The organism is Paraburkholderia lycopersici, from assembly GCF_900096975.1.
GTDB classification, from domain to species: Bacteria; Pseudomonadota; Gammaproteobacteria; order Burkholderiales; family Burkholderiaceae; genus Paraburkholderia; species Paraburkholderia lycopersici.
This window is the reverse complement of record NZ_FMYQ01000017.1, coordinates 124,084-149,713: the sequence shown is the minus strand read 5'-3', so window position 1 is coordinate 149,713 and position 25,630 is coordinate 124,084. Positions and strand designations below refer to the sequence as shown.

The following is a 25,630-nucleotide window of genomic DNA, read 5'->3' as shown; positions in this document are numbered from 1 at the left end:
TTAGGCATCGCTTCCTGTCGGGCAAAACAAGACAGGAAGTTAACACCAAGTCAGAAAAGTTAACAGCCCAGAAACTTAATTTCGCAACAGCTTCTTAGTGCGGCACGCAGTATCTGGCCGCCGGCAACCGGAAAGTCGTGCGCTTCATCAACCGAGGCTGTTCGAGCGTCATCACGTCGCGACGGTGCATCGTACAGCCGTTGTCCCACATCATGAGGTCGCCGGAGAGCACCTTGTGACGATAGACCGCCGACGCGTCGCCGCCGGCCGCGAACAGCACCGGCAGGATGCGCGCGTTCTCCTCCTCGGTCAGCCCATCGATGGACACGAGTGTCGTCGGGTCGGCATAGAGCGCCTTGCGGCCGGTAACCGGATGTTCGAGCACAACGGGATGGCGCACGTCGGGGGCGCGCGAAAGTTCGTCGAATTTACCCTTCAGTTCGGTGGCGTTCATGATCGCGAGGCGCTTCGCATAGCGATAGGTGCCGGTCCTGCCGTCGATCTTGCGGCGCACCTCCTCGGGCAGCAGCGACCACGCGCGATACTGGTCGGCCCAGTAGATATCGCCGCCGTCGCGCGGCACCTCGACACCATAGAGAATCGCACCGGTGGATGGCGCGGGGCGAAAAGTCTGATCCGAATGCCAGTCGACGTCCTCGCCGCCCGCAAAACCGCCAAGATTGCGTCCGTCCGCGTAGCGCAACGTGCTGAAATAAATGATCTTGTCGGAGTAAGGAGAAAGGATGTCTTTGCGGCTCACCGCCTCGCACTCGCCAAGCAACGAGGAAAAAGCCACCAGTTCTTCTTCCAGCACGGACTCGCGCCGGAAGATCAGCACCGGGTACTCGCGCCAGAGCGCTTCCAGCTGCTCGATCGGCCGTCTGCCGTCCAGAAAGTCGCCTACCTTCGCACGCACTTCGAAAGCCACGCCTTCCTTGAGCGGCGTGCCGTCCAGTCTGTCCAACGTTTCCATCTCATTGCTCCGTTTCATTGATCTGATCGTTCATTCGGTTCGGTTGCTTCGCCCGGCATGCGAGTACATACGCTTGCCGGGCACGGGCACCTCGACCTTCAGGATGCAGCCGGCGCGCGAGTCGACGATAAAAAGGTCGCGGTTTTCCGGGCCGCCGTACGCGCAGTTCGTCGTGGTCAACGAGAAGGGCGAATCGATCCGGTAGAGCGGCTCGCCCTTCGCGCTGAAAATCCAGACGGCGCCGAAGCCCACATGGCAGACCGCGAGGCCGCCCTGCTCGTCGAGCGCGATCCCGTCCGGCCCGCCTCCTCCCGACATCTGCAGATAGACGCCGACTTTCGTGGCCGTGCCGTCCGCGAGTAGCGGCACGCGCCAGATGGCGTTGTCGCGCGTGACGGCGAGATACACGGCCGTCTCGTCGAGATTGAGCACGAGCCCGTTGGGGCTCGGCACGTTGCTGAGCACACAGTCGAGCCTCCCGTCCGTGCGCAGCCTGTAAAGCCGGCCCGTCGGGTCGTGCAGACCCGTCTGTCCCTGGTCCGTGAAGTAAAGATCGCCGTTCGACGCGAAGAACAGGTCGTTGCAGCCCTTGAAGCGTTCGAGCGTGGGCCGCACGAAATACGGTTCGATCGTCCCCTTCGCCGGATCGAAGACCATGATGCCGTGCCGGTAATCGGCGATGAAGGCGCGTCCGTCGGGGTGAAACTTGAGTCCGTTCGGTTCGCCGTCGTACTCCAGTTCGAGCGTCACGTCACCCCGCGGCGTGATCCTGAAGAGGCGGCCCCACGGTATGTCGACGACCCAGAGATTGCCCTCGTGGTCGAACGATGGCCCTTCGAGGAAAACGGGCGTCGGGTTTCCATGCTGCTGCACGTTGACCCATTGCGACGTGCGCTCATTTACGTGCAGGCGCTCAGGAATCCTCGCGAACAGCTCGGGTTTGAGTCTCGTGGGTGGATCGAACATGAATGCGTCTCCCGGGTATGGTTAGCCGATCATGCGCGTGGGTAGCCACAGGGCGATTTGCGGAAATGCCATCAGCAGCGCAAGCAACGCGAACATGATGAGATGAAAGGGAATCGTGCCCTGCACGACTTCCGTGATAGAGCCTTTTGAAATACTCTGGATTACGAACAGATTGATGCCGATGGGCGGCGTAATCTGCCCCATTTCGATGAACATCACGACCACCACGCCGAACCAGACCGGGTCGATGCCGTAACTGGCAAGCACCGGCGCAAGCAACGGCACCGTGATGACGATCATGCCAAGGCTCTCGATCAACGCGCCGAGCACCGTATAGAGAACCAGTAGCGCGATGAAGAACTGAGGCTTCGTCAAATGCAGCCCCACGATGAACGACGTGATTTCCTCGCCAACGCCCGCATACGTCATCGCATACGAAAAAATGTAGGCGGCGTAAGTGATGAAGATGATGTTGCCGACGATGAGCGTGGCCTTGCGCAGCGAGGTCGTGAGCGTTTTCCAGGTGAAGGTGGCAAAGAGACGGCAGATCATCATCGCCGCGATGCAGCCGACAGCCGCAGCTTCGGTCGGCGTGGCGATACCCGCGTAGATTGCGCCCAGCACGCCGCCCACGAGCAACCCGAGCGGCAGCACGTCGCACAGCGCGCGAACCAGGATGGCGAGGCGCGTCGGGGTTTCGTCGGGCGTTTCCACGAGGTCCGGACGCATCAAGGCGCGAACGGCCACGTAGATCACGAACAGCATCGTGAGCAAGACGCCGGGCACGACGCCGGCCATGAACAGTTTGGCAACCGAAGTTTCCGTGAAGGTGCCGTAGACGATCAGCGCAATGCTCGGAGGAAACAGAATGCCCAGCGTGCCGCCGGCGGCGAGCGAGCCGGTGGAGAGCTTGCGGTCGTAGCAGCGCGCGCCGAGCTGCGGCAACGCCACGTTGCCCACGGCTGCCGCCGTGGCGATGCTCGAGCCGCTCACGGCGGCGAAGAGCGCGCAGCCTATCAGGTTGGTCTGAACAAGGCCGCCCGGCATGCGCCGAAAAAGCCGCGCAAGGCCGCCATATACGCGAAAGCCGAGTCCGCTTGCCTGAATGCACTCGGCCATCAGGATAAAGAGCGGAATGGCCGTGAGCGTGTAGCTGTTCATGCTGCCCCAGCTCGTCAGCCCGATGCCGCCGAATGCCGCCACACCGCCCTGCATGTAAAGGTACGCGAGCGCCGGCACGAGAATGGCGAACGGCACCGCCATGCCCGCGCCGAGCAGGCCGAGAAAGAGCAGAAACGTCACGGCGAGTTCGATGTGCGCGATCATGCGTTTCTCCCGTGCAAGAGGTTCGCGATGCAACGCCAGTCGCGATGCAGCGTGCGGCACAGCGAAAGACACAGGCACGCGGAGCCGAAGCACATGATCGCGCGCGGGATCCACAGCGGCGTCAGCAGCGTGGTTGCCGCGACGTCGCCGGACTGCCAGCTCGTCAGTGCGAACAGCACGAACTGCCAGCACAGGATGGCGATGGCGGCGAGGCTCACCGCGCTGAACACGGCTCGCAGCACCGCGCGGGCGAGCGGCCCGAGCCTCGCGTCGAGAAAGTGCACGTGGTGGAAGGCGCCCTGTGCCTGGCAGGTGGGCAAGCTCACGAACGTGACGACGATCAGCGCATAGCCGCCCAGTTCGTCCGTCACTTCGAGCGAGAGGTGGAACACGCTGCGTGCGATCACTTCGGTTGCGATCATCAGGATCAGCGCGATAACCGCGAGCTGGGTGACCCATCGGCACACCCAGTCGATGCGGCTTTCGCCCGTCTCCTCGCCCGGCGTCTCGTTCCCGGCGAACGCACGCACTGCAATCTCCGGGGTTTCAGGTGCCTTGGCCATGACAATGCCTGCTTTCATGACATCACCTCTCGATCGCGGCGCGAACCTTCGACAGCGCCTGCTCGGCCGTGCCGCCTCGCGCGTTCGCCCACGAGTCCCAGTAAGGCGAGATGAGGCGCCGCGCCTGCGCCATGTCGGCCGGCGTCGGCGTGGTCACGGTAATGCCGCTGCTGCCGAGCTGGCTCGTCAAGCGGTCTTCTTCCTCGGCCATCGCGTCGGAGATGCGGGCGGTGGCCGCATCGACGTCCTGCTGCACCTTCGCCTGGGTTTGCGGCGGCAGCGCCGCCCATGCCTGCTTGTTCACCAGAATCAGCGAGTCGATGAAGCTGATGTTGAGGTTGTAGCGATACTTGAGCAGGTCGCGCCAGATGTAGCCATAGCCCGAACTCGCGGTCGTCACGCCGTCGATCACACCTCGGTCGAGCGCCGCCGCGACTTCCGATGTCCCGAGCGTCACGGGAATGCCGCCGAGGCGCTGGATAAACTCGGCCTGCTCCGGCGAAATGACGCGGATCTTCTGGCCCGCGATGTCCGCAAGCGTGGTGAGCTTCCTGCGCGACCAGATCACGTTGATCGGGAACGTGTAGTGGCCGAGCAGCACGACGCCCTTCCTGTCGTAGGCCGCCTTGAGAAAAGGCGCTTCGGCGGCCCAGCCGCGGTCGAACGCGGCGCGGTCGCCGATCAGCATCGGCAGGCGCACGGTGCCGCCCACCGGCACGCTGCCCACGAAGAAGGCGTCGTCGCCCATCTGCACGACGTTACCCGCCACGGCTTCCGTGATATTCGTCGCGCTGATGGCTAGCGTGCCGCCCAGGTTGAGGCGGATCGAGAGCGCATTGTCCGTGTCGCTGCGAATCTGCTCGAAAAGCGCGTTGAGTCCCTTCACGGCCGTGACCGTAGCCGCCGCGTTGTACGTATAGGCGCGCCACATGACCGCCGCGTGGGCATAGACCGCAGTGCACAGCACGCACACGGCGAGCGCGGCGCGCCCCCACGGAGCGGCCAAGAAACGGGTGGGCTTTTTCACTGGGTGTCTCCTTTTTTTGGTCTCGGAATGGCGGCGCTGCCGCTAACCGGCGTTCAGTACCGCGTCGCCGTCGTGGCGCAGCATTTCGGCCCGCCTTGCCACTTCGCCTGGTGGCCAGTCGTGAAGATTCGCAGTACCAAGTTCATTGAGGCTCGCGCAACCGATCTGCGCCATCACGACGTCCACCTCGCGGCGCATGATCTCGATGGCCTTGCGCACGCCGGGCCGGCCGCCGGCGGCTGCCCCGTAGAGCGTGGGCCGCCCGAACGTCACGGCCCGCGCGCCGAGGCACAACGCGACGACCACGTCCGTGCCGCGCCGCACGCCGCTGTCGAGCATCAACTCCACGCGCCCGCCGACGGCGGTCTTGATCGCCGGCAGCATCTCGACCGGCGACGGCGCGCCGTCGAGCTGCCGCCCGCCGTGATTGGAAACGATGATGCCGTCCACCCCCGCGTTGGCGGCAAGCGCGGCGTCGCGATGGTGCAGGATGCCTTTCACGACGAGCTTGCCCGGCCACAGATCGCGCACGCGCTCGAGCGAGCGCCACGTGGTGGCGGGTGCGGGCGTGAGCGTGCCGTACAGGTCGGCCACGTCGCCCGCCCGGGCGCCGGGCGGCGCGTAATGTGCCCAGTTCTTCATCATCGGCATGCCGCCGCTGCGCAGATAGCGCAGCACCCAGAGCGGATGGCCCATCGCCTCCAGCACGATCGCGGGCGAAAGCTTGAGCGGCCGCGTGAAGCCGTTGCGGCGATTGCGTTCGCGATTCGAGTTGACCGGCACGTCCACGGTCAACACCAGCGTTTCGATGGCGGCGTCGCGGGCGCGTCGAACGAGATCGTCGTTGATCGTGTCGTTGCGCGTGCCATAGATCTGAAACCACGTGTTGTGCGGCGCGATCTTCGCCGCTTCCTCGATCGAATCGGTGCTCGCGCTCGACATCAGGTACGGGATGTTCGCCGCCGCCGCTTCCGCCGCGAGCATCAAGTCCGCGTTCGGCCGGAACAGGCCCGCGAGGCCGGTCGGCGAAATGCCGAACGGGCTCGCATAGGTGCGTCCGAGCAACGTGCAGGACTGGTCGCGCCGCGACACGTCCACGAGGTAGCGCGGCACCAGTCGATAGCGCTGAAACGCCTCCCGGTTGCGCGCGAGACAGCGCTCGTCGTCTGCACCGCCTTCGATGAAGTCGAACGCGATCCGCGGCAGCCGCTTCCTCGCCAGCAGCCGCAGATCGTCGAGATTGATGGCCTTCTCGATGTCCATGCCGGTCCTTATCCGTTGTCCTGTCGATTCATTGTGTCGGGCGATCAGGACAGCGGCAATCGAGTGGCGGCGCCGCGTTTTGCAGTGTGAACTTTTTTGCGCTGCGCAAGCGCGCGGTGTGCGGCACCGTCGCGGGGACGTCAACGCGCCGCCGACGCACATCCCCAAAGCGGAGATGCCGCAAGCGGTGCGTTCAGGCACAAAACCCGGGCGCCACGTCACGCCGCGACGTCAAGTGGCAACTTTCTGGCGGAAACTTTCGGGCTGAAACTTTCGGGCTGAAACTTCAGGCGTCTACTTCAGGCGTCTACTTCAGGCGGCTACTTCAGCCGTGCAACAGGCCACGGCAGCCGGCGCCTCCGCCATGAGCGCCTCGCAGGCTTCGTCCACGCGCGCTTCGGGCAGGCTGTCCGACCAGGTCATCAGGCAGAGGGAGGCAACCGGCTTGCCTGGCCGGCTGAACACGGGCACGCCGACGGCGTGGATGCCGGGCACCACGTCGCCGAGGTTCACACCGTAGCCGAAGGCCTGGGAACGGCGGTACATCTGGTCGAGGCTCCTCAAGCGCACATCGCCGCAGCGCGACAGTTCCTGGCGAATATTGTTCGCGCGGATGCGCTGCGCGTCGTATTCCGGCAGCGCGAGCAGGATCGAGACGCCGCCCGCCGACGTGATGAGCGGTCGGCGCGTGCCCGCTTCGACCGATATCGCGCGCAGCTCCGCGTGACCCGCGCGCATTGCGCAGACATACTCGTTGCCGCTCCTCAGCATCAGGAACGCGAGTCCGCCAAAACGCCTCGCCACGGCCGTTAGCCGCTCGCGGCAGACATCGGGCGGCGCCGTGCGGGGCGGCGCGGAAAGCGCAAGCTCCCACAACAACGGCCCAAGCTGATAGCGCCGGTCGGAAGACCGCTGCTCGACGAGACGCTCGCGAATCAGGCAAGCGAGCAGCCGGTGCGCCGAGCCCTTGTCGATCTCGCAGCGCGCGGCCAGCTCGCCGAGTCGCCACCCCGCGCGGTTGCGCGACGCCAGTTCGCGCAGCAGGCAAATCGCGCGCTCGAGGCTCTGCGTGCCCGAACGCGGCCGCCCCGTTTCATCCGATATGGAGACTTCGTCGATTGGCGTGCCCGCGCAAACCAGACCGCATGCAAGCATCTGATGGATCGACGTTGCGGATATCGCGCCGGTGTCAAGGGTATGGGATGGCATCGCATTTCCTCGCGTGGTCGTTCATGGCTTCGAAGCCGCCAGCCGGCTGATGCGCCTTTCGATACTAGCGCGACGCGGCCTTCAGTACCGCTAGAGAAATCCCGCAAGCACCGGTTTCGCCGGCGATGCACGAGGCGTGCAATGGTTCACATTGCAAAACACGCGCGACATGCGCGCTTGTTCGCCTCGAACGTGCCATTCAATATCGGAGTCCATCTTTACGGAGGACACCATGGGCATTTCGAAGGTCTACACACAGGTCGAGCGCATCCCGGCAGCGCTCTGCGAGCGCGCGGTCCAGTTGAGCACCGCGGACGTTCACGAGGCAATGGGCCCCAACGCCCGCAGCGGACTCATGACGCCACGCATGCGCGCCCTGAATCGCGGGCTCACGGTCGCGGGGTCGGCGATCACTGCCGTTTGCGCGCCGGGCGACAACCTGATGATGCATCGCGCGCTCTATCTCGCGCAACGCGGCGACGTGCTGGTGGTCGTCACCCACGCGGAAAACTCCGGCGCGCAGTGGGGCGACGTCGCGGCGCACTATGCGGCGGCGAAAGGACTTGCCGGCGTCGTCGTGCAAGGCTGCATCCGCGACACGAATACGCTCGAAAAGATGCGCTTTCCGGTGTGGTCCACGCTGATCTCGCCCGCGCGACCGCTCAAAGCCGGCCACGGCTCGGTCAATACGCCCGTGTCATGCGACGGCGTGGTCGTGCACCCCGGCGACCTGGTAATCGCAGACGGCGACGGCGTGGTGGTGGTCCCGCATGCCGATGCGCAAGCCGTCGTCGAAGCCGCATTCCAGCGTATGGCGCGCGACGAGTCCGCCATCCGCGCGATCGCGGAAGGCGCGCACCCCTGGCACACGAGCGGCGCTGCGGACTCGTATGCGCAACTCGACGTCGAGGAAATCGACGCGCCCTGCCCACGCGGCGCCTGAACGCCCGATGAAGCTCGCCCTGTTCGGCGCCGGCGCGGTCGGCGGCTACCTCGCCAGCCGCCTCATCGCGGGCGGCGGACACGACGTCTCGATCATCGCGCGCGGTGCGCATCTGGCCGCGATTCGCGCCAGCGGACTCACCATTCTTTCGGGTACCGAACGATCCGTCACACATCCGGCCGCCGCGACGGATACGCCGGCCGATCTCCCGGCGCAGGACATCGTGTTCGTCACGCTCAAGGCCTTCGCTCAGGCCGACGCCGCCGAAGCGATTGCTGCGCTGCGCGGGGCGGCGGGCTGGGTTGTCTTCGTCGCGAACGGCATCCCCTGGTGGTGGCGGCACGGCACCGGCTCGCGCGGCCCGCTGCCGCTCGTCGATCCGGGCGCACGTCTGTGGAACACCGTGCGGCCCGAACATGTGCTCGGTTGCGTGGTCTACTCGGCCAACGAGATCGCCGCCCCCGGCGTGATTCGCCACAGCGGCCAGAACCGCTGGATAGCCGGCGAACCGGATGGAACGCTCACCGGGCGGCTGCAAACGACCGTGTCGCTGCTCGCGCACACGGGACTCGCCGCCGAGGCCTGCACCGACCTGCGCCGTGAGATCTGGATGAAGGTGTCGCGCAACGTCCCGCTCAACGTCGTGTGCGCTTTGACGCGCCTGCCGATCGACGCGCTCCGAGGCGTTCCCGGACTCGAAAACCTGTGCCTCCAGCTGGCCGACGAAGTCGCGGCCATCGCACGCGCATGCGGCATGCAGATCGGGGACGCGCCCGCGCGTATCCGGGCCGCGCTCGCAAACGGCGGCGCGCCGGCGGACGCACCGCCCTGGCGGGGTATCAAACCGTCCATGCTGCAGGACGTCCTGCACCGCGCCCCGCTCGAGACGGAGGCCATCGTCGGACAGGTCAGGCAGATCGGCGAAGAAGCCGGCGTGCCCTGCCCTGCCATCACCACCGTTCTCGCGCTGCTGCGCGGCCTCGCACTCGCGCCCCGGCTGGAGGACGCGGATGCGGACTCGCTCACGTAGCGGCGGGAATCAGCATGGTCAATTGCGGGAACACGCCGATCAGCGCGAGCACCATCGCCATGATGAACACGTACGGCAGCGTGCCGAACACGATGCGGCGCAGCGGCACGTCGGGCGCCACGCTGCGCACCACGAACAGATTGAGGCCCACCGGCGGGTGGATCAGCGCCATCTCCATGTTGATGACCACCACCACGCCGAACCACACGAGGTTCCAGTGATAGGCCTGCACCACCGGCACGAGCACGGGCATCGTCACGACGATGATCGCGATCGTCTCCATGAAGCAGCCCAGAAAGATCAGCAGCAGATTGATGCTCACGAACAACACCCACGGCGCGACGTGTGCGCCCGCAACGGCCTGCGTGAGCGAGATGGCGACCTGGCTCGTGGTCATCACGTAGCCGAACACGATGGCCGAGGAAATCACCGCGAGAATCATCACGCTGCTTTGCGCGGCGTTCACGAGGATCTCGCGAAACTTCCTCCACGTCAGCTCGCGATACACCGCGCCGGCAAGGATCAGGCTCGCGACGATGCCGAGCGAGGCCGCCTCCTGCGGCGTGGCGAGGCCGCGGTACAGCGAGCCGAGAATGATGAGAATCAGCAGTGCGAACGGTCCGATGTCCTTGAGCGCGAGTACGCGCGCCTTGAGCGGCGCAAGCGCCCGCGTGCGCCGCGGCGCGCCGGGCTCGCGGCGGCGCAACGCGAGCGCGATCTGATAGATGCCGAAGGCGGCGGCCATCATGACGCCGGGCACCAGCGTCGCCACGAAAAGCCGCCCGATGGACTGCTCGGCAATCACGCTGTAGACGATCAGCGGAATGCTGGGCGGCAGAAGGATGCCGAGGGTGCCCCCGGCAGCCACCGACCCGCAGGCATGCCCGGAAGGCACGCCGTGGCGCCGCATTTCCGACACCGCAAAACCGCCCACGGCCGCTGCCGTGGCAACGCTCGACCCGGAAACCGCCGCCATCACGCCGCATGCAAGCGTCGTCGCCACGGCGAGGCCGCCCGGCATCCCGTCCAGTATCGTCGCCATCGCGCCGTAGAGCCGCGCGCCCATGCCCGATGCGGAAACGATGGCGCCCATGAACATGAACATCGGCACCGAAGTGAGCGTGAACGAAGCGACCGATCCCCAGTACGTGCTGGCGATGAGATTCAGCGCGTCCCAGCCTCCGCCCGTCACGAAGAGCGAGACGAGCGCGACGAACAGCAGCGCGAACGCAATCGGCACACCGAAGGACAGTACCGCGAGCAGGCCGCCGAACATGCCCGCGCCAATGAAGAGCTGATTCACTTCTCCCTCCCGAGCGCGAGTTCGTCGAGCGTGTCGTGCCGCAGGCTTCTCGCGCCCGTCACCGCGATCGCGAGGAGCCGGCTCAGTTGGGCGAGCACGAGCATGACCGAGCCGGCCACGAGGCATAGATACGGAATCCACAGAGGCAGCGAGAACATCCCCCAGGAGCGTTCACCGCTCGTCCATGCGTCCCACCAGAATTCGACCGCGAGCACCGCGACCACGAGCGCCACCGCCGCCACGACCAGCGCCGACGCGAACGCCAGCACGCGCCGCGCCCGCGCGCCCACGCAGTGCCCGAGCACGTCCACCTGGAGATGCCGCGACTGCCAGGCCAGCGCCGAGGTGCCGACGAACGTCATGTACGCCATGAGGTATGTCGTGACTTCGGTCACCCACACGTCGGACAGATGCAGAACCTCGCGCGCGAGCACGCCATACGAGATCACCCCCACCGTGGCGATGACGGTCATGCCCACCGAAAGTTCGACGCCCTTGTAGAACAGATCGAGCAGCCGCGTGTAACGATCGAATGGATGTCGCATGCCCTCGCTCCTACTTGTAGAGCGCCACGCTTTGATCGAGCAGACGCGCGCCGTCCGGCACTTCGTTGCGGAACTTCGGGAAGCTGACCTGCTGGAACAGCTTCTGCCACTGGTTCCACTCGTCGAGCGTCATCTGGTGAATCTGCACGCCGTGGCTCGCGAACAGTTGCGTCACGCGCCGGTCGTCCGCTTTCGCGCCCTCGAATGCGGCTTGTTCGAGGCTCTGGCCCACGTCGGTCATGATCTTCTGCTGCGCCGGCGTCAGGCGGTTCCATGTTTTCATGCTGATCGCGACAGGCTCGATCGTGTAGTAGATGCTGTATTGCTCCGGCGAGTTGTAGTACTTCGCCACTTCATAAAGGCGGTACGACCCGAACGTGCCGGACGAGGTCCACAGGCCGTCGAGCAAGCCCAGTTGCATCGCGCTATAGGTTTCGGAAGACGCCATCGAAACGGTACTCGCCCCCGCGCTCTGCAAGGCGGCCTCCATCATCTTGCCCGCGCCGCGCACCTTCTGCTGCTTGAGATCGGCGGGCACGTTGATGGGCTTCGAGCGCGAAGCCATGCCGCCCGAAATCTGGATCCAGCAGAGCGTCTTGAAGCCGTATGCCTCGATCTTCGCCTCGAGCTCCTTCCACGGCGCCGAAGTGCGGAACCGGTACACGTCCTCCGGCGTTTTCCAGAGGCCCGGAAGCAGGATGAGGTTCAACTGCGGAATGGCCCCCGCGGCGTAGATATACGGATAGATCGCGAGATCGACGCTGCCGTTGCGCAGGGCCGTGTGCATGTTGAGCGCCTTGACCAGAGACTCGGCCGGGAAGATGTCGATATGGATCTTGCCGCCCGAGCGCTGCATCACTTCCTGGGCGAACTTCTTGCCGGTCGCCACCACGTAGTCGTTCGGGTCGTCGGGCCACTGGTGGGCCAACTTCAAGGTGATCGTGTCGTCCGCGCGCGCGGAAAGCGGGATGGCAAACAGCCACAGCGCGGCGGACACGGCGAACATCAGGTTGCGAAACCGTCTCATCCAGATCTCCTGCAGTCTCATTGTGTTGTTCTTCGGTTGTTCTTCGGGTCACACGCTCGCACGGCCGGATCAGGCGTCCTTCTCGCGCATCAGATTCGCGACATAGCGGTAAATCTGCGCGACGCTCGCCTCGCGAACGTTGGCCGGCAGCGCGTCGATCAACTCCGCCACCCGGCGGCCAAGCAGACTGCGCACATGCCAGAGCCTGCGCGCTTCGGCCGCCTGCGCTGCGTCGACATGGACCGCGCTCCACGCCTCGTGTTCGTCGATCGCGCGCGACAGCGCCTCGATCGAAGCGGCGTCGCTCGCCTGCGTGAGCAGCACCGGCGGCACGCGCCGCCCTTCGCCGCTCCGACGCTCGAGCACGTTGCGAATGTCCTGCGCCATGCGTTCGGCGCCCGGCAAATCGGCCTTGTTTATCACGACGATGTCCGCTGTTTCGAGCACGCCGGCCTTCATGGCCTGGATCTGGTCGCCCGATTGCGGGCCCATCGCGAGCACGAGCGTGTCGACGAGCGCCCGCGCGCCGGCTTCGACCTGGCCCACGCCCACCGTCTCGATCAGGATCTCGGCGAAGCCTTCGGCCTCGATAGCGGCGAGCACATCGGCCAGGTTGTCGCTCAGGCCGTCCGCGGACCGGCCGCTCGGCAGCGAACGGATGTATATGTCGGTTCCGGCGAGCAGCGCGTCCATGCGTACGCGGTCGCCCAGCAGCGCGCCCGATGACTTCGGGCTGCTCGGGTCGATGGCCACGATCGCAAGCGTCGCGCCACGCGCGGCGCGCAACTTCGCGAGTCTGCCGATCAGCGTGCTTTTGCCCGCGCCCGGCGGCCCGGTGAACCCGATGCGGCGGCTCGCTGCTGCGCCCTCGTCGCGCAACAACCGCAATGCTTCGGTAACCGAAGCATCGGCCAAGCGCGAGAGATCGCGCGCAAGCTGGCGCCGTCCGGCGAGACCGCCTTCGTCGTAACGCAATCGCGCCGCTTCGGGCCCGCCTTGCGGCTGCGTCGCTGCGGCGCTCATGTCGGCAGTTCGGCCGCCCACGCCGCCGTATGCTCGCCGAGCAGCGGCGGCAAGCCATAGTGCGTGCGCACGCCGTCGATGCGTACCGGATTGCCGACGACCTTCAACGGCCCCGCCTCCGACTCGATCTCGACCACCATCTCGCGCGCCTCGATCTGGCCGCTCGCGAGCGCATCGGCAATCGTCGCGAGCCGGGAAACGACCACGCCCGACGAGGCGAGGCGATCGAGCCAATGCTGCGTGGTCTCGCGCTCGAACAGCGCCGACAACGCGGCAACCACCTCCGTGCGATTCGCGCGCCGTTCGGCCATGGTGGCGAAACCCGGCTGCGTGATCCATTCGGGGCGCCCCACACGCTGCGCGAAGATGCGCCAGAAGTTGTCGTGCGTAATGAAGATCATGAGCCAGTCGTCGCGCGTCCTGAAGAGTTGCGCCGGCACGATGTACGGATGCGACGACAGCGCGTGCCGCGCGGGCTCCTCGCCGCCGTTCAGCACCGCGCCGGCAAGATAGTTCAGTTGCGAGACCATCACGTCGAACATCGCGATGTCCACCTGGCCGCCGCGTCCTTCGACGATCTTCGCGAGCAGACCGACCGCACCCATGATGCCGGTCGAATTGTCGACGGCCGAATAGCCCGCCTTCGTGGGCGGCCCGCCCGGATCGCCGGTAAGGTTCATGATGCCGGTCAGCGCCTGGATCACGTAATCGTAGGCGGGGAGGTCCGCATGCGGGCTGTCGAGACCGAAGCCGGTGAGCGCGACGCACACGATGCGCTCGTTGAACCGGCGCAGATGCTCGTAGGTCAGGCCGAGCCGGCGTATCGCGAGAGGCCGCAGGTTGGTCACGAGCGCATGCGCATCGCGGGCGAGCGCTTCGAGCGAATGCCGCCCCGCCTCGCTCGCCAGGTCGAGCACGACGCTTTCCTTGCTGCGGTTCAGGCTCGCGAAATACGCGTTGTGCGGGCCGATCGAATACGGGCTGATCGCGCGGCCGATGTCGCCTTCGGGCGGCTCGATCTTGATGACGTGGGCGCCCAGATCGGCGAGCAGCATGCCGCAGTACGGGCCCATCAGCATATGACCGACCTCGATCACGCGGATGCCGGCAAGCGGGCCCGCGCGCACGGCGTTCGCTGGCGCGTTCATCGCAGCACCTTCGCCACGGCGTCGATCACGTCGTCGAGCGGCATGTCGCTCGTGAACACGCCGCTTATGCCTGAGCGCAGAAACGCCGCGCGATCGTCGGCCGGAATGGTGCCGCCCACGAACACGGGAATATCGCCCGCGCCGCTTTGCGCGAGCAGCGCCACGGTGCGCGCGACGAGCTCGTTATGGCTACCCGAGAGAATGGAGAGGCCGACCGCGTCGACGTCCTCGTCCACGGCCACGCGCACGATATATTCAGGACTCTTGCGCAACCCCGTGTAGATCACGCTCGCGCCCGCGTCGCGAAACGCCAGCGCGATCACCTTCGCGCCGATATCGTGGCCGTCGAGGCCCGGTTTCGCGACAAGTATGCGTTTACCCTTGAGCGGAGCGGCGCTTGCACCCGCAACCGGCGCTTCCTGATCCAGTCCGTTCATAGATGTACCGGCTCCTCGAATTCGCCCCACTGCGCCTTCAATTGCGCAACCATTTCCCCAACCGTCGCATATGCATGACAACAATCGACGAGATACGGCATCAGGTTGCCCTCCTCGCGCGCCGCCGCCTCGCCGAGTGCCGCGAGCGTCTTGCGCGCCTCGGCTTCGTTGCGCGTGTCGCGCAAGCGTTCGAACCGCTCGAGAACGGTGGCGCTCGCCTGCGGATTGAGGTGGAACAGCTCGCCGGGCTGCTCAGCCTGGTCCTCGCGCCTGAAGCAGTTCTGGCCGACCACGAGCCGCGCGTGGGCGTCCGTATCGCGCTTGCGTTGCAACGCGCTGTTCGCAATGCGCAGTTGCAGCCAACCGTCTTCGATCGCCTTGACGGCGCCGCCATAGTCGTCGATCTCGGCCATCAGCTCGCGTATGCGGCTCTCGGTGCGGTCGGTCAGTTCTTCTACGAAGTACGAGCCGCCGAGCGGATCGACCGTGCGCGCGATGCCGCTTTCGTAGCCGATGATCTGTTGCGTGCGCAACGCAATCTCGGCCGAGAACTCGGTGGGAATCTGGAACGCCTCGTCGTACGCGCAGGTAAACACCGACTGCGCCCCACCCATCACGGCCGCGCAGGTTTCGATGGCGACGCGCACGATGTTGTTATAAGGCTGCGCCGAAGTCAGCGAGGAGCCGCCGCACACCACCCCGAAGCGGAACATCTGCGCCTTTTCGTCATCGACGCCATAGCGCTCCTTGATGAGCCGCGCCCAGACGCGCCGCCCCGCGCGAAATTTCGCGACTTCCTCGAACAAGTCCATGTGGACGTAGAAGAAGAAGCTCAGGCGCCGCGCGAACTTCGCCACGTCACCGCCGCGCGCGACTACGGCGTCGACATAGGCAAGGCCGTTGGCGAGCGTATAAGCCATCTCCTCGACCGCCGTGCAGCCCGCGTCGCGCATGTGCGCGCCCGCGATCGAAATAGGATTGAAACGCGGCGACACTTCGTTCGAGTACAGAATGGAGTCGGCGATGAGGCGCATGGAAGGGCGCACCGGAAAGATCCACGTGCCGCGCGCGACATACTCCTTCAGGATGTCGTTCTGGATCGTGCCGGTAAGCTTTTCGCGTCGCACACCCTGCTTGTCGGCGCAGGCCACGTACATCGCGTAGATCATCGCCGCCGTGCCGTTGATCGTAAAGGACGTCGAAATGCGGCTTAAATCGATGCCCTTGAACAGCAACTCCATTTCGGAAAGGTTCGAGAGCGACACGCCGACTTTGCCGATTTCCGAACGCGCCATCGGGTCGTCGGGATCGAGTCCGCATTGGGTCGGCAAGTCGAGCGCGACGGAAAGGCCCGTCTGCCCCTGTTGCAGCAGAAAGCGATAGCGCTCGTTGGATTCTTCTGCCGTGCCGAATCCCGAGTATTGGCGCATCGTCCAGAGCCGCCCGCGATAGCCATCCGGAAAAATGCCGCGCGTGAACGGAAAACGCCCCGGCTCGCCGATGCCCGTGCGCTCCGCCACCTGCTCCGGGCCGACCACGACCGGAACATGCAGCCCGGAAGGCGTGCGGTCCGCGTACGGCACGCTCACCGCTTCGTCGAGTTCTACTGTGCTTGCCTTCATCCCATCCCCTCTAAAGATCATCGCCGGAGCGTCGCCGGACGCACCCCGTTTCGGCTGCGCATACGGACACGCACGCGCGGCTACGCGCTCGCGCCAGGCGCCTCTGGACGCCGCCGGTCGAGAAACTTTTGCGCGAGCGCCCAATGCTCGGGCGCCGTCCAGGTCGCGGCGAACGCGTCGCGCTCCGCGTCGCGCATGGCCTGCACGGCGGCGCGTCGATGCGCGTTCGCGAGCTGTTTGATCGCCCGCACGACGTGGGGCGGCCGTTCGACGAACGGCGCAACGAAGCGCGCCACGCGTTCGCCGAGCGGTTGCGCTTCGTCGCAAACCTCGTCGATGAGCCCTAGCGCGCAGGCCTCGCGCGGCTCGAGAGCCTGCGCCGCGGCCATCACGCGCATGGCGCGCGAAGTCCCAAGCAGTGCGAAGAGATCGGCCGCGCCGCTGAATCCCGTCGTGATGGCGAGCGTCGCCTGAACGAACCCGATCGCCGCGTGCGCCGCGGCCAGACGGTAGTCGCAGGCCATCGCCAGCTCGGCGCCCCCGCCGAGCGCGGTGCCATTAAGCGCGGCAATCACCGGCACGGGCATGGCGCGAATGGCGTCGAGCGTGGCCGCCGCGTGATCGAACAGCGCGCGCGCGTCCGCCTCGCTGCGCAGCGCGTCGAACTCGCGCAGGTCGCCGCCCGCCGCGAAGCTGCGCTCGCCCGCTCCCGTGAGCACCACAGCATGCAACGTTACGTCGTGCGCCGCGCCGGCGAACGTCTCACGCAAGGCCGCAAGCGTCGCGCGACTCAGCGCGTTGCGCTTCTCGGCCCGATTGATCGTGACGTACAGGACGCCGTCGTTCACATCGGTCAAAACGAGACGTTCGGCGCTGCTCATGGATTGCCTTGCTCGATTTCGCGTCGAACGTCGAGCAGCCGCGCGGCAACGCGTTCGATTTCCCCTTCCATGCGGTGACGCGGCCCCGCCACCGCAATGCCGAGCACGTCGCGGTTGACGTTCACGGGGACCGCGACGGCGTAGACGTCGCTGACGCTTTCGCCGCGCGTCACGAAGTAGCCTCGCTCGCGCGCCAGGGCGATTTCCGCGAAGAGCGCCTCGTGCGACGTGACCGTGTGATCCGTTACCGCAGGCAATGGCGCCTGCACGAGCTGTCTGCGCAGTTCCTCGGGCGCCACGCGGCTCAGCATGGCCTTGCCGATCGACGTCGAATGCAGCGGCTTCAATGCACCGGCGGCGGAGCTGTAGCGGATCGTTTGCGGCCCTTCCAGCACGCGCAAATAAACGATCTGGTCGTGCTGCCGCTTGCCGACAATGACGGTTTCCTGCGTTGCGTCGCGCAGCCTTTCCAGAAACGGTTCGAACCGCTCCAGATAAGGATCGCGCGCAATGATCTTTTCCGCCATGTCGTAAAGACGACGTGTGGGATAGAGATCCTTGCGGCGGCTCGTGAGATACAGGTACCCGCGCTCCATCAGCACACGCACGATGCCGTGACTGGTGCTCACCGGCAGTCCCGCCGCATCGGCAAGCTCACTCAGAGTCATGGGACGGCCTGCGGTCTCGAACGCTTCGAAGATTCCTAATGCGCGGTCAGTCGGCTTCATTTTTCAAAATAGCGAAAACGGTTTTGTTATCTGGAAATTAGTATAGGCTCGAATCGCTGGTAATCCCAAGGCATCCGAACCTCTGGAAATCCCTGGGCCGCCGTATTGCAATGCAAAAAAGAAGAGGCGTTGAATTCCGCGTTTATGTCGTCACAGAACGCTCGCAGGCGTTTCCCGCAGTGCGCTTTTGTTCGCGCTCCCCAACTGGCGGCAACCGTGGCGCTTGCAAAAGGCAGCGCCGTGCGCGCGTTCGCCGGCTCGACTTGATGCGGAAATCTGCTGGAAACGCCAGGATCGGAAACGCGCAGGCACAAATAAAATCAGTTCACGGCTCCTTGCCATCGGAGCAAAACAAATCCACCCCATATGGAGTCCTATCATGCGAGTGGCCGCGAATCCCGACGCCACCGACGAAGCCGGCGCAGCGGCCGAATCACGCGACCGGTCCGGCAGCAGGCCACAGGTATCCGGCGCACCCACCCGGCCCGGCACGCGCAGCCTTACTCGCGGCATCAAGGTGCTGCGCATGGTCGCCAGCCGGCCGGGCATCGGGTGGCGACTCAGCGATCTGGCGACCGCATGTGACGAGGACCGCGCAACCGTCCATCGCGTGCTGACGCGCCTCGTCGATGAACGGCTGGTCCGGCAGCGTCTTGATGATCGCCACTATCTGCCGGGGCCCATGCTGTTCGAACTCGGATTGGCGCTGCCTGAACACGCCCAGTTTCAACGAAGCGCCGAAACGATTCTGCGCGTCTTTGCCCACGAAATGACCTGCGTTGCCATGCTGCTGCTGAGGAGCGGAGACGACTTCGTCTGCACCGTGCGCGAGGGCAGCGCGCCTCACACCGGGACCATGATTCATCCGGGAACCCGCAGGCCGCTGATCACTTCCGCGGGCGGCGTCGCGATCCTGCAGACATTGCCGAAGGTCGAAGCCGACCGCATCGTGACCGACAACACCGAACAGGAAATCATGCGGCACGGCACCGGCCGGCTCCCGGGGCTCCAGCGGATGAGGGAGCGCTCAGCGCAATATGGGCTGGGCCTCAATCTCGGCGACCTCGTGCCCCATTCTTTTGCCTATTCGCTACCCGTGCGCAATCGTGTGGGCGAGGCGTTTGCGGCAATCGTCATCACGGGCAAGCCAGAGCAGTTTCCCGAATCCAATGTCGAGGCGCTCCGGCTGAAGCTTCGCCGCATCGCCGATGCACTGGAGATCGAATCGGCAGCGCTCGAGACCTGAAAGCGAGGCGACGACGTTCGGCCCAATGAGCGGGGACGGCGCCGATGCTCACCCAGTCGGTCTCTTCCTTAAACGGCGGCATGCATTCTTCATGGCGTCGTTCGACGCGCGTCACCGGAAAGCGCAACAGCCAGATAGCGAATTTCAACCGGTGAACTATTCCTCTGTAACGGGGGTTGTCACAGCGGAAAATCCGTATCATCAATTTAGCGTGTACCACTGACCCAATTTCCATTCCGGAGATTACCGGGCGCCGGATACGCGCCGTTCGCGCACAGCACGATTTGTTCGCGCCTCGCTTCTCAAAAGATAGCGCTGCCCGAAGCGCACGTCACCGGAGACAGGCATGTGGTTAAGAGAACTCAACAAGACGGAGCGAAGCACGATGGCTGGCTGCTTCCTCGGCTGGACCCTGGACGCGCTCGACGTCCAGATTTTCAGCTTCGTCATACCGACTCTTATGCTCACCTGGCATATCAATACGTCCCAGGCGGGCGTACTGGGCACGGTCACGCTTCTGCTTTCCGCGATAGGAGGATGGCTTTCGGGTTTTGCCGCTGATCGATTCGGAAGAGTGCGCGTTCTGCAAGTCACGATTTTCTGGTACGCGCTTTTCACGTTTCTCAGCGGCTTTGCCCAGAATTACGGACAACTGTTCATCTGTCGCGCGCTCCAGGGGTTTGGATTCGGTGGCGAATGGGCAACCGGCGCGGTCTTGATCGGCGAAGTCGTTCGAAAAGAATATCGCGGCCGCAGCGTGGGCATCGTACAAAGCGGCTGGGCCGTCGGCTGGGGGCTTGCCGCGCTGCTCTTCGGGCTGTTCTTTTCGATCATGCCCGAAGAACTGGCCTGGCGGTCGCTGTTCTGGATCGGCCTCGCTCCGGCTTTGCTGGTTTTCTGGGTCCGGCGTCACGTTCCCGAGTCTCGTCTTTACGTCGGGCAGCGACGAAACGACAACGGAAAGCCGCGAATCGGCAATCTGCTGACCATCTTCCGGCCTGAATATCTGGCGACGACGGTGCGCGTTTCCGCGCTGGCGACCGGTTCGATCGGTGGCTCATACACATTTTTGATCTGGCTGCCGACTTACCTGAAGACGACTCGCGGTCTTTCCGTAATTGGGACTACTGGCTATACGTTCGTCATGATCGCGGGCGCCTTCGTCGGGTTCGTGCTGGGTGCGTGGCTCGCCGACCTGATTGGCCGCAAGATGACTTTTTTTGTCAGCGCGGTTGGCGCTGCGGTTCTTCTCGCCCTTTACATGCTCGTTCCGTTCGGGAACGAAGCGATGCTGTTTCTGGGATTCCCGCTCGGACTCTGTGCGTTCATGATGTTTTCGCCCATGGGTCCGTTCATGACCGAACTCTTTCCCACCCGGGTCAGAGCGACGGGGCAGGGGTTCTGCTACAACTTCGGGCGAGGTATCGGCGCGCTTTTTCCCGCACTCGTCGGGAAGCTGACGAGCGAAGTCGGATTGGCAAACGCCATCGCCATATTCGGGGTCGGCGCGTATGCGGTCATGGTCCTCGCCATTCTGACGCTGCCGGAAACACTGGGGCGCAGCCTGCCGGACGATGAAGGCTCCGGGAACACCGAGACCGACGACGACGCCGCTGCCGCGAGAGGCTACACGGCTTGATCGCCCTTCCCCTTCACGTATTTCTTGCAAGGAGTTTCGTCGCGATGCATTCCGGAACGATCGCTCCGCCGATGTGCCAGCCTGCTCGACCGTCCATCAGTCGTCCGCGGAAAAAGGCGCCGCCCAACGCCTGCGACTGCCACATTCATATTATCGGTCCGCACAGCCGGTTCCCGTTGGGTTCCAATCGAGCCTACACGCCGCCCGAAGCGTCTATTGCGCAGTACGAGGCGGTTCAGGACATTCTCGGGACTGAGCGTGTCGTCGTCGTCCAGGCGAGTGTTTATGGCACCGACAACCGCTGCACGCTTGCCGCGCTCGATCACTTTGGTCCAAGCCGGTCGCGGGGCGTCGTGGTCATCGCCCCCTCTATCGGCGATGTGGAATTGCGGATGATGCACGACGCCGGCGTGCGTGGGATCCGGATCAATCTGGTCACGCCCGGCGGACCTCCGATCGCGCATTTGACCGCGCTCGCCAGGCGGATCGCACCGTTCGGTTGGCATACCCAGGTATTCGTAAACGGCGCGTCATTGCCCGAACTCGCCCCAACATTACGGTCGCTCCCAACCGACGTGGTGATCGATCACCTTGGTCATATTCCTTGCGCGTGGGGATTCGAGCACCCTGCGTTCGATGCCCTGCGAGGTCTCCTGGACGGCGGCCGCGTGTGGCTCAAGGCATGCGCCTACCGGTCATCCGTGGCGGGATATCCATTCGACGATGTTGACGATATTGCCGCGCGACTGGTCGCGCACGCCCCGCAGCGTTGCGTGTGGGGCACGGACTGGCCGCATCCCTCGTTTGAGGGAACGCTGCCGGACGACGGAGAATTGCTCGATGCATTCATGCGCTGGGCGCCCGATCCGGCCGTCCAGCAGATGGTTCTGGTGGACAACCCCGCACATCTCTACCAATTCACTTGAGTTTTGCTTCTTTGACTTTCGCTTCAGGAAGACTCCCCATGTTGAACAAGGCAGACAAACTTTCTCAGGTCCGTGACCTCGTATCAGACGAAGAGTGGGCTACCCGCGTAAACCTCGCCGCATGCTATCGCTTGATGCCTCACTTCGGCTTGAGCGATCTGATCTACAACCATATTACGGCCCGTGTACCGGGCGACGAGGAGCGCATTCTCATCAACCCGTATGGCTTCATGTACGAGGAAGTGACTGCGTCCAGTCTCCTCACGATCGATCTGGAAGGCAATGAATTGCTCAATCCGCTGGAGGGAACCTATGGGGTGAACCGCGCGGGATATGTAATTCACAGTGCCGTTCATGCCGCGCGGCCGGACGTCAAGTGCGTCATCCACACGCACAGCCGTGCGAGCATGGCCATTGGCGCGCTCAAATGCGGCCTCCTGCCTTTGACGCAGACCGCCATGCGATTCGGGACGGTTGCGTATCACGATTATCAAGGCGTCGCAGTCGATCTTCAGGAACGCGAATCGCTCGCGCGGGATCTCGGCGACGCCGAAGTGATGTTCCTGCGCAACCACGGGCTGCTTGTCGCCAGCGCCTCCATTGCGCAGGCGTTCAACGCGACTTACTGGCTCGAGAATGCATGCCGCGCGCAGGTGGACGCCATGTCCTGCCAGTCCGCGCTACATCTGCCGCCCGACGACGTCATCGAAAAAACCAGCCATCTGTACAAACCGTCCACGCGTCGTCCTTACGGCGAAATGGAGTGGGCGGCAATGCTTCGCTTTCTCGATCGGCGAGATCCGTCGTATCAGGATTGACTGTCGACGGGACTCCCGTCGAGCGGGAAACGGCGGGAACGTTTAGAAGACCCGGGCGCCCGTCGAGCACACATGCGTCTGCGTGAATGCGTCGGCAAGACCGCTGACTTTCAGCGTGACCGCTCGCCTGGAAAACAGCAGCCGGGACGATCAAGGCGCCGCATTCGCCAGGAAGACGAAGCCAGGCGGTACGCACGTATCCATGTTGACGGCCTTCATGGCGCTTCCGAACTGGACCGGTCATCAGTGGCGCTCGCCTGTTTCCTCACGAGCGCCGCCAATGGCCAACGGCGGCTTGACGCGGCTCGCCGGAAACCCGGCGAGCCCCCCTTAATCCTTCACAGGAATCGGCCAAACCGCCTTTTGCACCGTATTGAATTGCGGATCGTATTCGACCGCCACCTGCACTTTCTTCCGGATCGCATGGCCGTCGAACAGGATGTCGGCGATCGACTGCTCCTGGCCGATCAACCCCGCGTCGAACTTCACGAAGCCGCCGCTGCGCACGCCGTATTCGAAGGCCGCGCGTTCGTCCGGGATCTTCAGCGTGTCCTTCAGCACGCCGATCACCTCGTCCCGATGGGCCTCATGCCACGGCCAGTAGCCCGACATGCGGCCGAAAAAGTCCTTCAGCCCGGCCACCTTCGCCGGGTCCTTCAGATCCGCGGACGTCGTCGCCCACACATTGAGCGCCGGAATTCCTGTGTCGCGGTCGGTCAGCAAAATCTTGCCCTTACCTGACTTCACCGTCGGCAGAATCGGCCCGAGCGCGCCCGCGTACACGTCGACCTCGCCCGCGTTGAACCCGGCCGCCGACGTCGCGCCGTCATTGAACTTGATCGGCTCGATCTGCTTCTCGGTCACGCCGGCCTTCACGAGCGTCGCCAGATATTGCGCGTGATTGTAGCCGCCGTAGTTGTAGCCGAACTTGCGGTCCTTGATGGCCTGCACGCCGCCAATGCCCGCGCTTGCGCGCACCGCCGTCACGAGCGGCGGATACGCCTTCGACGAAAACGTGCGCCAGCCGGCGACGATGCGCAACGGCGCCGTATCGCTCGTCCATTCGGTGCGCGCGTTCGACTGCTCGATCGTGAGCGACGTGTCGCCCATGTGGCCGAGATCGATCTTGCCCGCATAGAGCGCCGAGAGGTTCGCGGCCGGCCCCGTCAGCAGCACCCATTCGATCTGGTAAGGCGCGTTGGCGACTACGCCCGATTTGCGGATCAGCGCAGGAAACGCCGGGTCCTGGTACGCAATCACGAGCTTCGTGTTCTTCAAGTCGGGCTGGCTCTGCGCGTGAGGGGCGCTCGTCGGCAGGAGCGAGAGCGAAATGGCAGCCAGCGCCGCCTGGAGCGATTTTTTTAGCGACATAAATACCTTCAACACAAAAGGGAACGAAATCTCACGACAGGCTGAGCGAGAACTGCTTGAGCAAATCGCGCTTCAGCGCGTTGAATTCGGGCGAGGTCACGTCGCGCTCGCGCGGCAAGTCCACGCGCGTCTCATGGCAGATCCGGCCTTTGGAAAGGATGACGATGCGGTCGGCGACGATCAGCGCCTCGTCGAGATCGTGCGTGACGATCACCGCGCCGAACGCATACTTCGCCCACAGCTTCAGCACGAGACTCTGCATGCTGCGGCGCGTGAACGCGTCGAGCGCGCTGAACGGCTCGTCGAGCAGCATCAGGTCCGGGCGGCGATACAGCGCGCGGGCCACCGCCACGCGCTGCGCCTGACCGCCGGACAGGCTGACGGGCCAGCTTTCCAGTTTGTCCTCGAGTCCGACGTCCTGAAGCGCCGCCGCCGCGCGTGAACGCGCGTCGGGCTGGTGCGCGTCGTCGAGCAGCACGTTCTTCCAGACCCGCTGTGCCTGAATGAGCCGCGGCTCCTGGAACACCACCGACGTGTTGCCCGACACTTCCGTCCTGCCGTTCGACGCCGATTCGAGACCGGCGAGCAGCCGCAGCAGCGTGGTCTTGCCGGTGCCCGACGGCCCGACGAGGGCGACGAACTCGCCCTCGCGCACCGAGAAGTCGACGTTGTCGAGCACGGTGTTCTCGCCGTAGCGCTTGCGAACGCCAGATAGCCGCGCGACGACCGGCACGGCGGCCCGGCCGCCGGAGTAGGCGAGATCAGACATGCGCACCTCGCCATGCAAGCACCTTGCGCTCGATGTAACGCAGCAGCGCGTCCACCGCGATGCCAAGCGCCGCGTAGACGAGAATGCCCGCGATGATGATGTCGGTACGCTGGAACTGGTTCGCGTTGTTCAGGATGTAGCCGATGCCCGCGCTCGCGTTGATCTGCTCGGCGGCCACGAGCGCGAGGAGCGAGATCGCGGCCGAATAGCGGACGCCGACGAGTATGCCCGGCAGCGCCATCGGCAGGATGATGAGGCGGATCTGATGCCCGCGCGCGAGACGGAACGCGCGGCTGAGTTCCAGCAGCTTCGGGTCGATGCCGCGTATCGCATGCCAGGTGCTCAGATACATCGGCGAGATCGCCGCGCCGACGATCAGCGCGACCTTCGACAACTCGCCGATACCGAACCACACGACGAAAATGGGCACCAGTGCAATGAACGGAATCGTGCGCAGCATTTGCAGCACGGTGTCGACACCGCGTTCGGCCGGCTTGCTCAAGCCGGCGGCCACGCCAAGCAGCAGCCCCGCGCCGCCGCCGATCAGGAGGCCCAGCGCGGCGCGGCCGAGCGAGATTTCGAGTGCGGCCTGCAAGTCGCCCGATTGCCACAGTTCGCGAAAAGACGCGAGCACGGAAGCCGGCGACGGCAGCACGAACTCGCTGACGAGACCGAGCGACGAAGCCAGCTGCCACAACACGATCAGCAGCACCGGCGCCGCGCTGCGCAAGAGCGGCTCGCGCAGCGCGGCAAGCCGCGAGGGTGTCGCGACGGCGTCCAGCACCGGCGTCGCCGCGAGAGTCGATTCCTTGATACTCATACGTGCCTCGAAGAATGGGTAAACACG

General features: G+C 64.8%; 25 protein-coding genes. 6 read left to right on the top strand and 19 right to left on the bottom strand.

The window, feature by feature from the left end; all coding sequences use genetic code 11:
• Positions 1–94: 94 nt before the first annotated feature.
• The 7 genes from BLU17_RS19115 to BLU17_RS19085 all read right to left on the bottom strand — a co-directional run bounded on the left by BLU17_RS19115 (position 95) and on the right by BLU17_RS19085 (position 7,327).
• Positions 95–973: a TauD/TfdA dioxygenase family protein gene (locus BLU17_RS19115; protein ID WP_176929140.1), complete on the bottom strand. Its 879-nt coding sequence runs from the start codon at positions 971–973 to the stop codon at positions 95–97.
• A 30-nt stretch (positions 974–1,003) separates the two neighbouring features.
• Entirely contained in the window at positions 1,004–1,939 is a 936-nt protein-coding gene (locus BLU17_RS19110; RefSeq protein WP_091999667.1) for an SMP-30/gluconolactonase/LRE family protein, read from the bottom strand.
• Between the two features lie 21 nt (positions 1,940–1,960).
• Entirely contained in the window at positions 1,961–3,265 is a 1,305-nt protein-coding gene (locus tag BLU17_RS19105; RefSeq protein ID WP_091999664.1) for a TRAP transporter large permease, read from the bottom strand.
• On the bottom strand, positions 3,262–3,828 hold the full coding sequence (locus tag BLU17_RS19100; protein ID WP_176929139.1) for a TRAP transporter small permease: 567 nt from the start codon (positions 3,826–3,828) through the stop codon (positions 3,262–3,264). Before BLU17_RS19100 ends, BLU17_RS19105 begins: the two co-directional genes overlap by 4 nt.
• A gap of 22 nt (positions 3,829–3,850) precedes the next feature.
• Positions 3,851–4,855 (bottom strand): TRAP transporter substrate-binding protein DctP, encoded by a 1,005-nt coding sequence (gene dctP, locus BLU17_RS19095; protein WP_218137029.1) that lies wholly within the window; start codon positions 4,853–4,855, stop codon positions 3,851–3,853.
• A gap of 42 nt (positions 4,856–4,897) precedes the next feature.
• Positions 4,898–6,118, bottom strand: coding sequence for an alpha-hydroxy acid oxidase (locus BLU17_RS19090; protein ID WP_091999658.1), 1,221 nt, complete (start codon positions 6,116–6,118; stop codon positions 4,898–4,900).
• A 312-nt stretch (positions 6,119–6,430) separates the two neighbouring features.
• Positions 6,431–7,327: an IclR family transcriptional regulator gene (locus BLU17_RS19085; RefSeq protein ID WP_091999653.1), complete on the bottom strand. Its 897-nt coding sequence runs from the start codon at positions 7,325–7,327 to the stop codon at positions 6,431–6,433.
• Between the two features lie 232 nt (positions 7,328–7,559).
• On the opposite strand from BLU17_RS19085, the gene BLU17_RS19080 reads away from it, so the two are divergent.
• Positions 7,560–8,270, top strand: a complete 711-nt coding sequence (locus BLU17_RS19080; RefSeq protein WP_176929138.1) for a 4-carboxy-4-hydroxy-2-oxoadipate aldolase/oxaloacetate decarboxylase — start codon at positions 7,560–7,562, stop codon at positions 8,268–8,270.
• 7 nt (positions 8,271–8,277) lie between these two features.
• Complete coding sequence (locus tag BLU17_RS19075) at positions 8,278–9,300, top strand: ketopantoate reductase family protein (RefSeq protein ID WP_176929137.1); 1,023 nt, start codon at positions 8,278–8,280, stop codon at positions 9,298–9,300.
• On the opposite strand, the gene BLU17_RS19070 is transcribed toward BLU17_RS19075, so the two are convergent.
• The 9 genes from BLU17_RS19070 to BLU17_RS19030 all read right to left on the bottom strand — a co-directional run bounded on the left by BLU17_RS19070 (position 9,293) and on the right by BLU17_RS19030 (position 18,014).
• Positions 9,293–10,603, bottom strand: coding sequence for a TRAP transporter large permease (locus tag BLU17_RS19070; RefSeq protein ID WP_091999645.1), 1,311 nt, complete (start codon positions 10,601–10,603; stop codon positions 9,293–9,295). The genes BLU17_RS19075 and BLU17_RS19070 overlap by 8 nt on opposite strands.
• Entirely contained in the window at positions 10,600–11,148 is a 549-nt protein-coding gene (locus BLU17_RS19065; RefSeq protein WP_091999643.1) for a TRAP transporter small permease, read from the bottom strand. Before BLU17_RS19065 ends, BLU17_RS19070 begins: the two co-directional genes overlap by 4 nt.
• Positions 11,149–11,158: 10 nt before the next feature.
• Complete coding sequence (gene dctP, locus BLU17_RS19060) at positions 11,159–12,175, bottom strand: TRAP transporter substrate-binding protein DctP (protein WP_091999715.1); 1,017 nt, start codon at positions 12,173–12,175, stop codon at positions 11,159–11,161.
• Positions 12,176–12,244: 69 nt separating this feature from the next.
• Positions 12,245–13,198, bottom strand: a complete 954-nt coding sequence (locus BLU17_RS19055; RefSeq protein WP_091999640.1) for a GTP-binding protein — start codon at positions 13,196–13,198, stop codon at positions 12,245–12,247.
• Entirely contained in the window at positions 13,195–14,346 is a 1,152-nt protein-coding gene (locus tag BLU17_RS19050) for a CaiB/BaiF CoA transferase family protein (protein ID WP_091999638.1), read from the bottom strand. Before BLU17_RS19050 ends, BLU17_RS19055 begins: the two co-directional genes overlap by 4 nt.
• Positions 14,343–14,783, bottom strand: coding sequence for a cobalamin B12-binding domain-containing protein (locus BLU17_RS19045; protein ID WP_091999635.1), 441 nt, complete (start codon positions 14,781–14,783; stop codon positions 14,343–14,345). Before BLU17_RS19045 ends, BLU17_RS19050 begins: the two co-directional genes overlap by 4 nt.
• The gene (locus BLU17_RS19040) at positions 14,780–16,405 is read right to left on the bottom strand and encodes an acyl-CoA mutase large subunit family protein (RefSeq protein ID WP_091999632.1); all 1,626 of its coding nucleotides are present in this window, start codon (positions 16,403–16,405) and stop codon (positions 14,780–14,782) included. The genes BLU17_RS19045 and BLU17_RS19040 overlap by 4 nt, the downstream gene beginning before the upstream one ends.
• A gap of 80 nt (positions 16,406–16,485) precedes the next feature.
• Entirely contained in the window at positions 16,486–17,286 is an 801-nt protein-coding gene (locus tag BLU17_RS19035; RefSeq protein ID WP_091999629.1) for an enoyl-CoA hydratase/isomerase family protein, read from the bottom strand.
• Entirely contained in the window at positions 17,283–18,014 is a 732-nt protein-coding gene (locus BLU17_RS19030; RefSeq protein WP_091999626.1) for an IclR family transcriptional regulator, read from the bottom strand. Before BLU17_RS19030 ends, BLU17_RS19035 begins: the two co-directional genes overlap by 4 nt.
• Positions 18,015–18,393: 379 nt before the next feature.
• Between BLU17_RS19030 and BLU17_RS19025 the strand changes: the two genes are divergently transcribed.
• From BLU17_RS19025 to BLU17_RS19010, 4 genes are all read left to right on the top strand, one after another.
• Positions 18,394–19,260 (top strand): IclR family transcriptional regulator, encoded by an 867-nt coding sequence (locus BLU17_RS19025; protein ID WP_091999623.1) that lies wholly within the window; start codon positions 18,394–18,396, stop codon positions 19,258–19,260.
• Positions 19,261–19,606: 346 nt separating this feature from the next.
• Positions 19,607–20,899, top strand: a complete 1,293-nt coding sequence (locus BLU17_RS19020; RefSeq protein ID WP_091999620.1) for an MFS transporter — start codon at positions 19,607–19,609, stop codon at positions 20,897–20,899.
• A complete protein-coding gene (locus BLU17_RS19015; RefSeq protein ID WP_245746921.1) occupies positions 20,896–21,825 on the top strand; it encodes an amidohydrolase family protein in 930 nt (309 codons plus the stop codon). The genes BLU17_RS19020 and BLU17_RS19015 overlap by 4 nt, the downstream gene beginning before the upstream one ends.
• A gap of 38 nt (positions 21,826–21,863) precedes the next feature.
• Positions 21,864–22,643, top strand: coding sequence for a class II aldolase/adducin family protein (locus tag BLU17_RS19010; protein WP_091999617.1), 780 nt, complete (start codon positions 21,864–21,866; stop codon positions 22,641–22,643).
• A gap of 330 nt (positions 22,644–22,973) precedes the next feature.
• Here BLU17_RS19010 and BLU17_RS19005 read toward each other — a convergent pair whose 3' ends face one another.
• Genes BLU17_RS19005 through BLU17_RS18995 form a run of 3 tightly spaced genes read right to left on the bottom strand, consistent with a single transcriptional unit; the run spans position 22,974 to position 25,603 of the window.
• A complete protein-coding gene (locus BLU17_RS19005) occupies positions 22,974–24,014 on the bottom strand; it encodes an ABC transporter substrate-binding protein (RefSeq protein WP_091999614.1) in 1,041 nt (346 codons plus the stop codon).
• A 31-nt stretch (positions 24,015–24,045) separates the two neighbouring features.
• A complete protein-coding gene (locus tag BLU17_RS19000) occupies positions 24,046–24,783 on the bottom strand; it encodes an ABC transporter ATP-binding protein (protein ID WP_091999611.1) in 738 nt (245 codons plus the stop codon).
• Positions 24,776–25,603 (bottom strand): ABC transporter permease, encoded by an 828-nt coding sequence (locus BLU17_RS18995; protein ID WP_091999608.1) that lies wholly within the window; start codon positions 25,601–25,603, stop codon positions 24,776–24,778. Before BLU17_RS18995 ends, BLU17_RS19000 begins: the two co-directional genes overlap by 8 nt.
• Positions 25,604–25,630 lie beyond the last annotated feature (27 nt).

Excerpts from the sequence above, each read along its gene's own strand:
- BLU17_RS19025 (WP_091999623.1), top strand. The coding sequence starts at position 18,394 with ATGCGAGTGGCCGCGAATCCCGACGCCACCGACGAAGCCGGCGCAGCG.
- BLU17_RS19055 (WP_091999640.1), bottom strand. The coding sequence starts at position 13,198 with ATGAGCGCCGCAGCGACGCAGCCGCAAGGCGGGCCCGAAGCGGCGCGA.
- BLU17_RS19080 (WP_176929138.1), top strand. The coding sequence starts at position 7,560 with ATGGGCATTTCGAAGGTCTACACACAGGTCGAGCGCATCCCGGCAGCG.
- BLU17_RS19005 (WP_091999614.1), bottom strand. The coding sequence starts at position 24,014 with ATGTCGCTAAAAAAATCGCTCCAGGCGGCGCTGGCTGCCATTTCGCTC.
- BLU17_RS19065 (WP_091999643.1), bottom strand. The coding sequence starts at position 11,148 with ATGCGACATCCATTCGATCGTTACACGCGGCTGCTCGATCTGTTCTAC.
- BLU17_RS19010 (WP_091999617.1), top strand. The coding sequence starts at position 21,864 with ATGTTGAACAAGGCAGACAAACTTTCTCAGGTCCGTGACCTCGTATCA.
- BLU17_RS19105 (WP_091999664.1), bottom strand. The coding sequence starts at position 3,265 with ATGATCGCGCACATCGAACTCGCCGTGACGTTTCTGCTCTTTCTCGGC.
- BLU17_RS19020 (WP_091999620.1), top strand. The coding sequence starts at position 19,607 with ATGTGGTTAAGAGAACTCAACAAGACGGAGCGAAGCACGATGGCTGGC.
- BLU17_RS19045 (WP_091999635.1), bottom strand. The coding sequence starts at position 14,783 with ATGAACGGACTGGATCAGGAAGCGCCGGTTGCGGGTGCAAGCGCCGCT.
- BLU17_RS19090 (WP_091999658.1), bottom strand. The coding sequence starts at position 6,118 with ATGGACATCGAGAAGGCCATCAATCTCGACGATCTGCGGCTGCTGGCG.
- BLU17_RS19040 (WP_091999632.1), bottom strand. The coding sequence starts at position 16,405 with ATGAAGGCAAGCACAGTAGAACTCGACGAAGCGGTGAGCGTGCCGTAC.
- BLU17_RS19085 (WP_091999653.1), bottom strand. The coding sequence starts at position 7,327 with ATGCCATCCCATACCCTTGACACCGGCGCGATATCCGCAACGTCGATC.
- BLU17_RS19035 (WP_091999629.1), bottom strand. The coding sequence starts at position 17,286 with ATGAGCAGCGCCGAACGTCTCGTTTTGACCGATGTGAACGACGGCGTC.
- BLU17_RS19030 (WP_091999626.1), bottom strand. The coding sequence starts at position 18,014 with ATGAAGCCGACTGACCGCGCATTAGGAATCTTCGAAGCGTTCGAGACC.
- BLU17_RS19000 (WP_091999611.1), bottom strand. The coding sequence starts at position 24,783 with ATGTCTGATCTCGCCTACTCCGGCGGCCGGGCCGCCGTGCCGGTCGTC.
- dctP (WP_091999715.1), bottom strand. The coding sequence starts at position 12,175 with ATGAGACGGTTTCGCAACCTGATGTTCGCCGTGTCCGCCGCGCTGTGG.
- BLU17_RS19050 (WP_091999638.1), bottom strand. The coding sequence starts at position 14,346 with ATGAACGCGCCAGCGAACGCCGTGCGCGCGGGCCCGCTTGCCGGCATC.
- BLU17_RS19115 (WP_176929140.1), bottom strand. The coding sequence starts at position 973 with ATGGAAACGTTGGACAGACTGGACGGCACGCCGCTCAAGGAAGGCGTG.
- BLU17_RS19110 (WP_091999667.1), bottom strand. The coding sequence starts at position 1,939 with ATGTTCGATCCACCCACGAGACTCAAACCCGAGCTGTTCGCGAGGATT.
- BLU17_RS19100 (WP_176929139.1), bottom strand. The coding sequence starts at position 3,828 with ATGGCCAAGGCACCTGAAACCCCGGAGATTGCAGTGCGTGCGTTCGCC.
- BLU17_RS18995 (WP_091999608.1), bottom strand. The coding sequence starts at position 25,603 with ATGAGTATCAAGGAATCGACTCTCGCGGCGACGCCGGTGCTGGACGCC.
- BLU17_RS19075 (WP_176929137.1), top strand. The coding sequence starts at position 8,278 with ATGAAGCTCGCCCTGTTCGGCGCCGGCGCGGTCGGCGGCTACCTCGCC.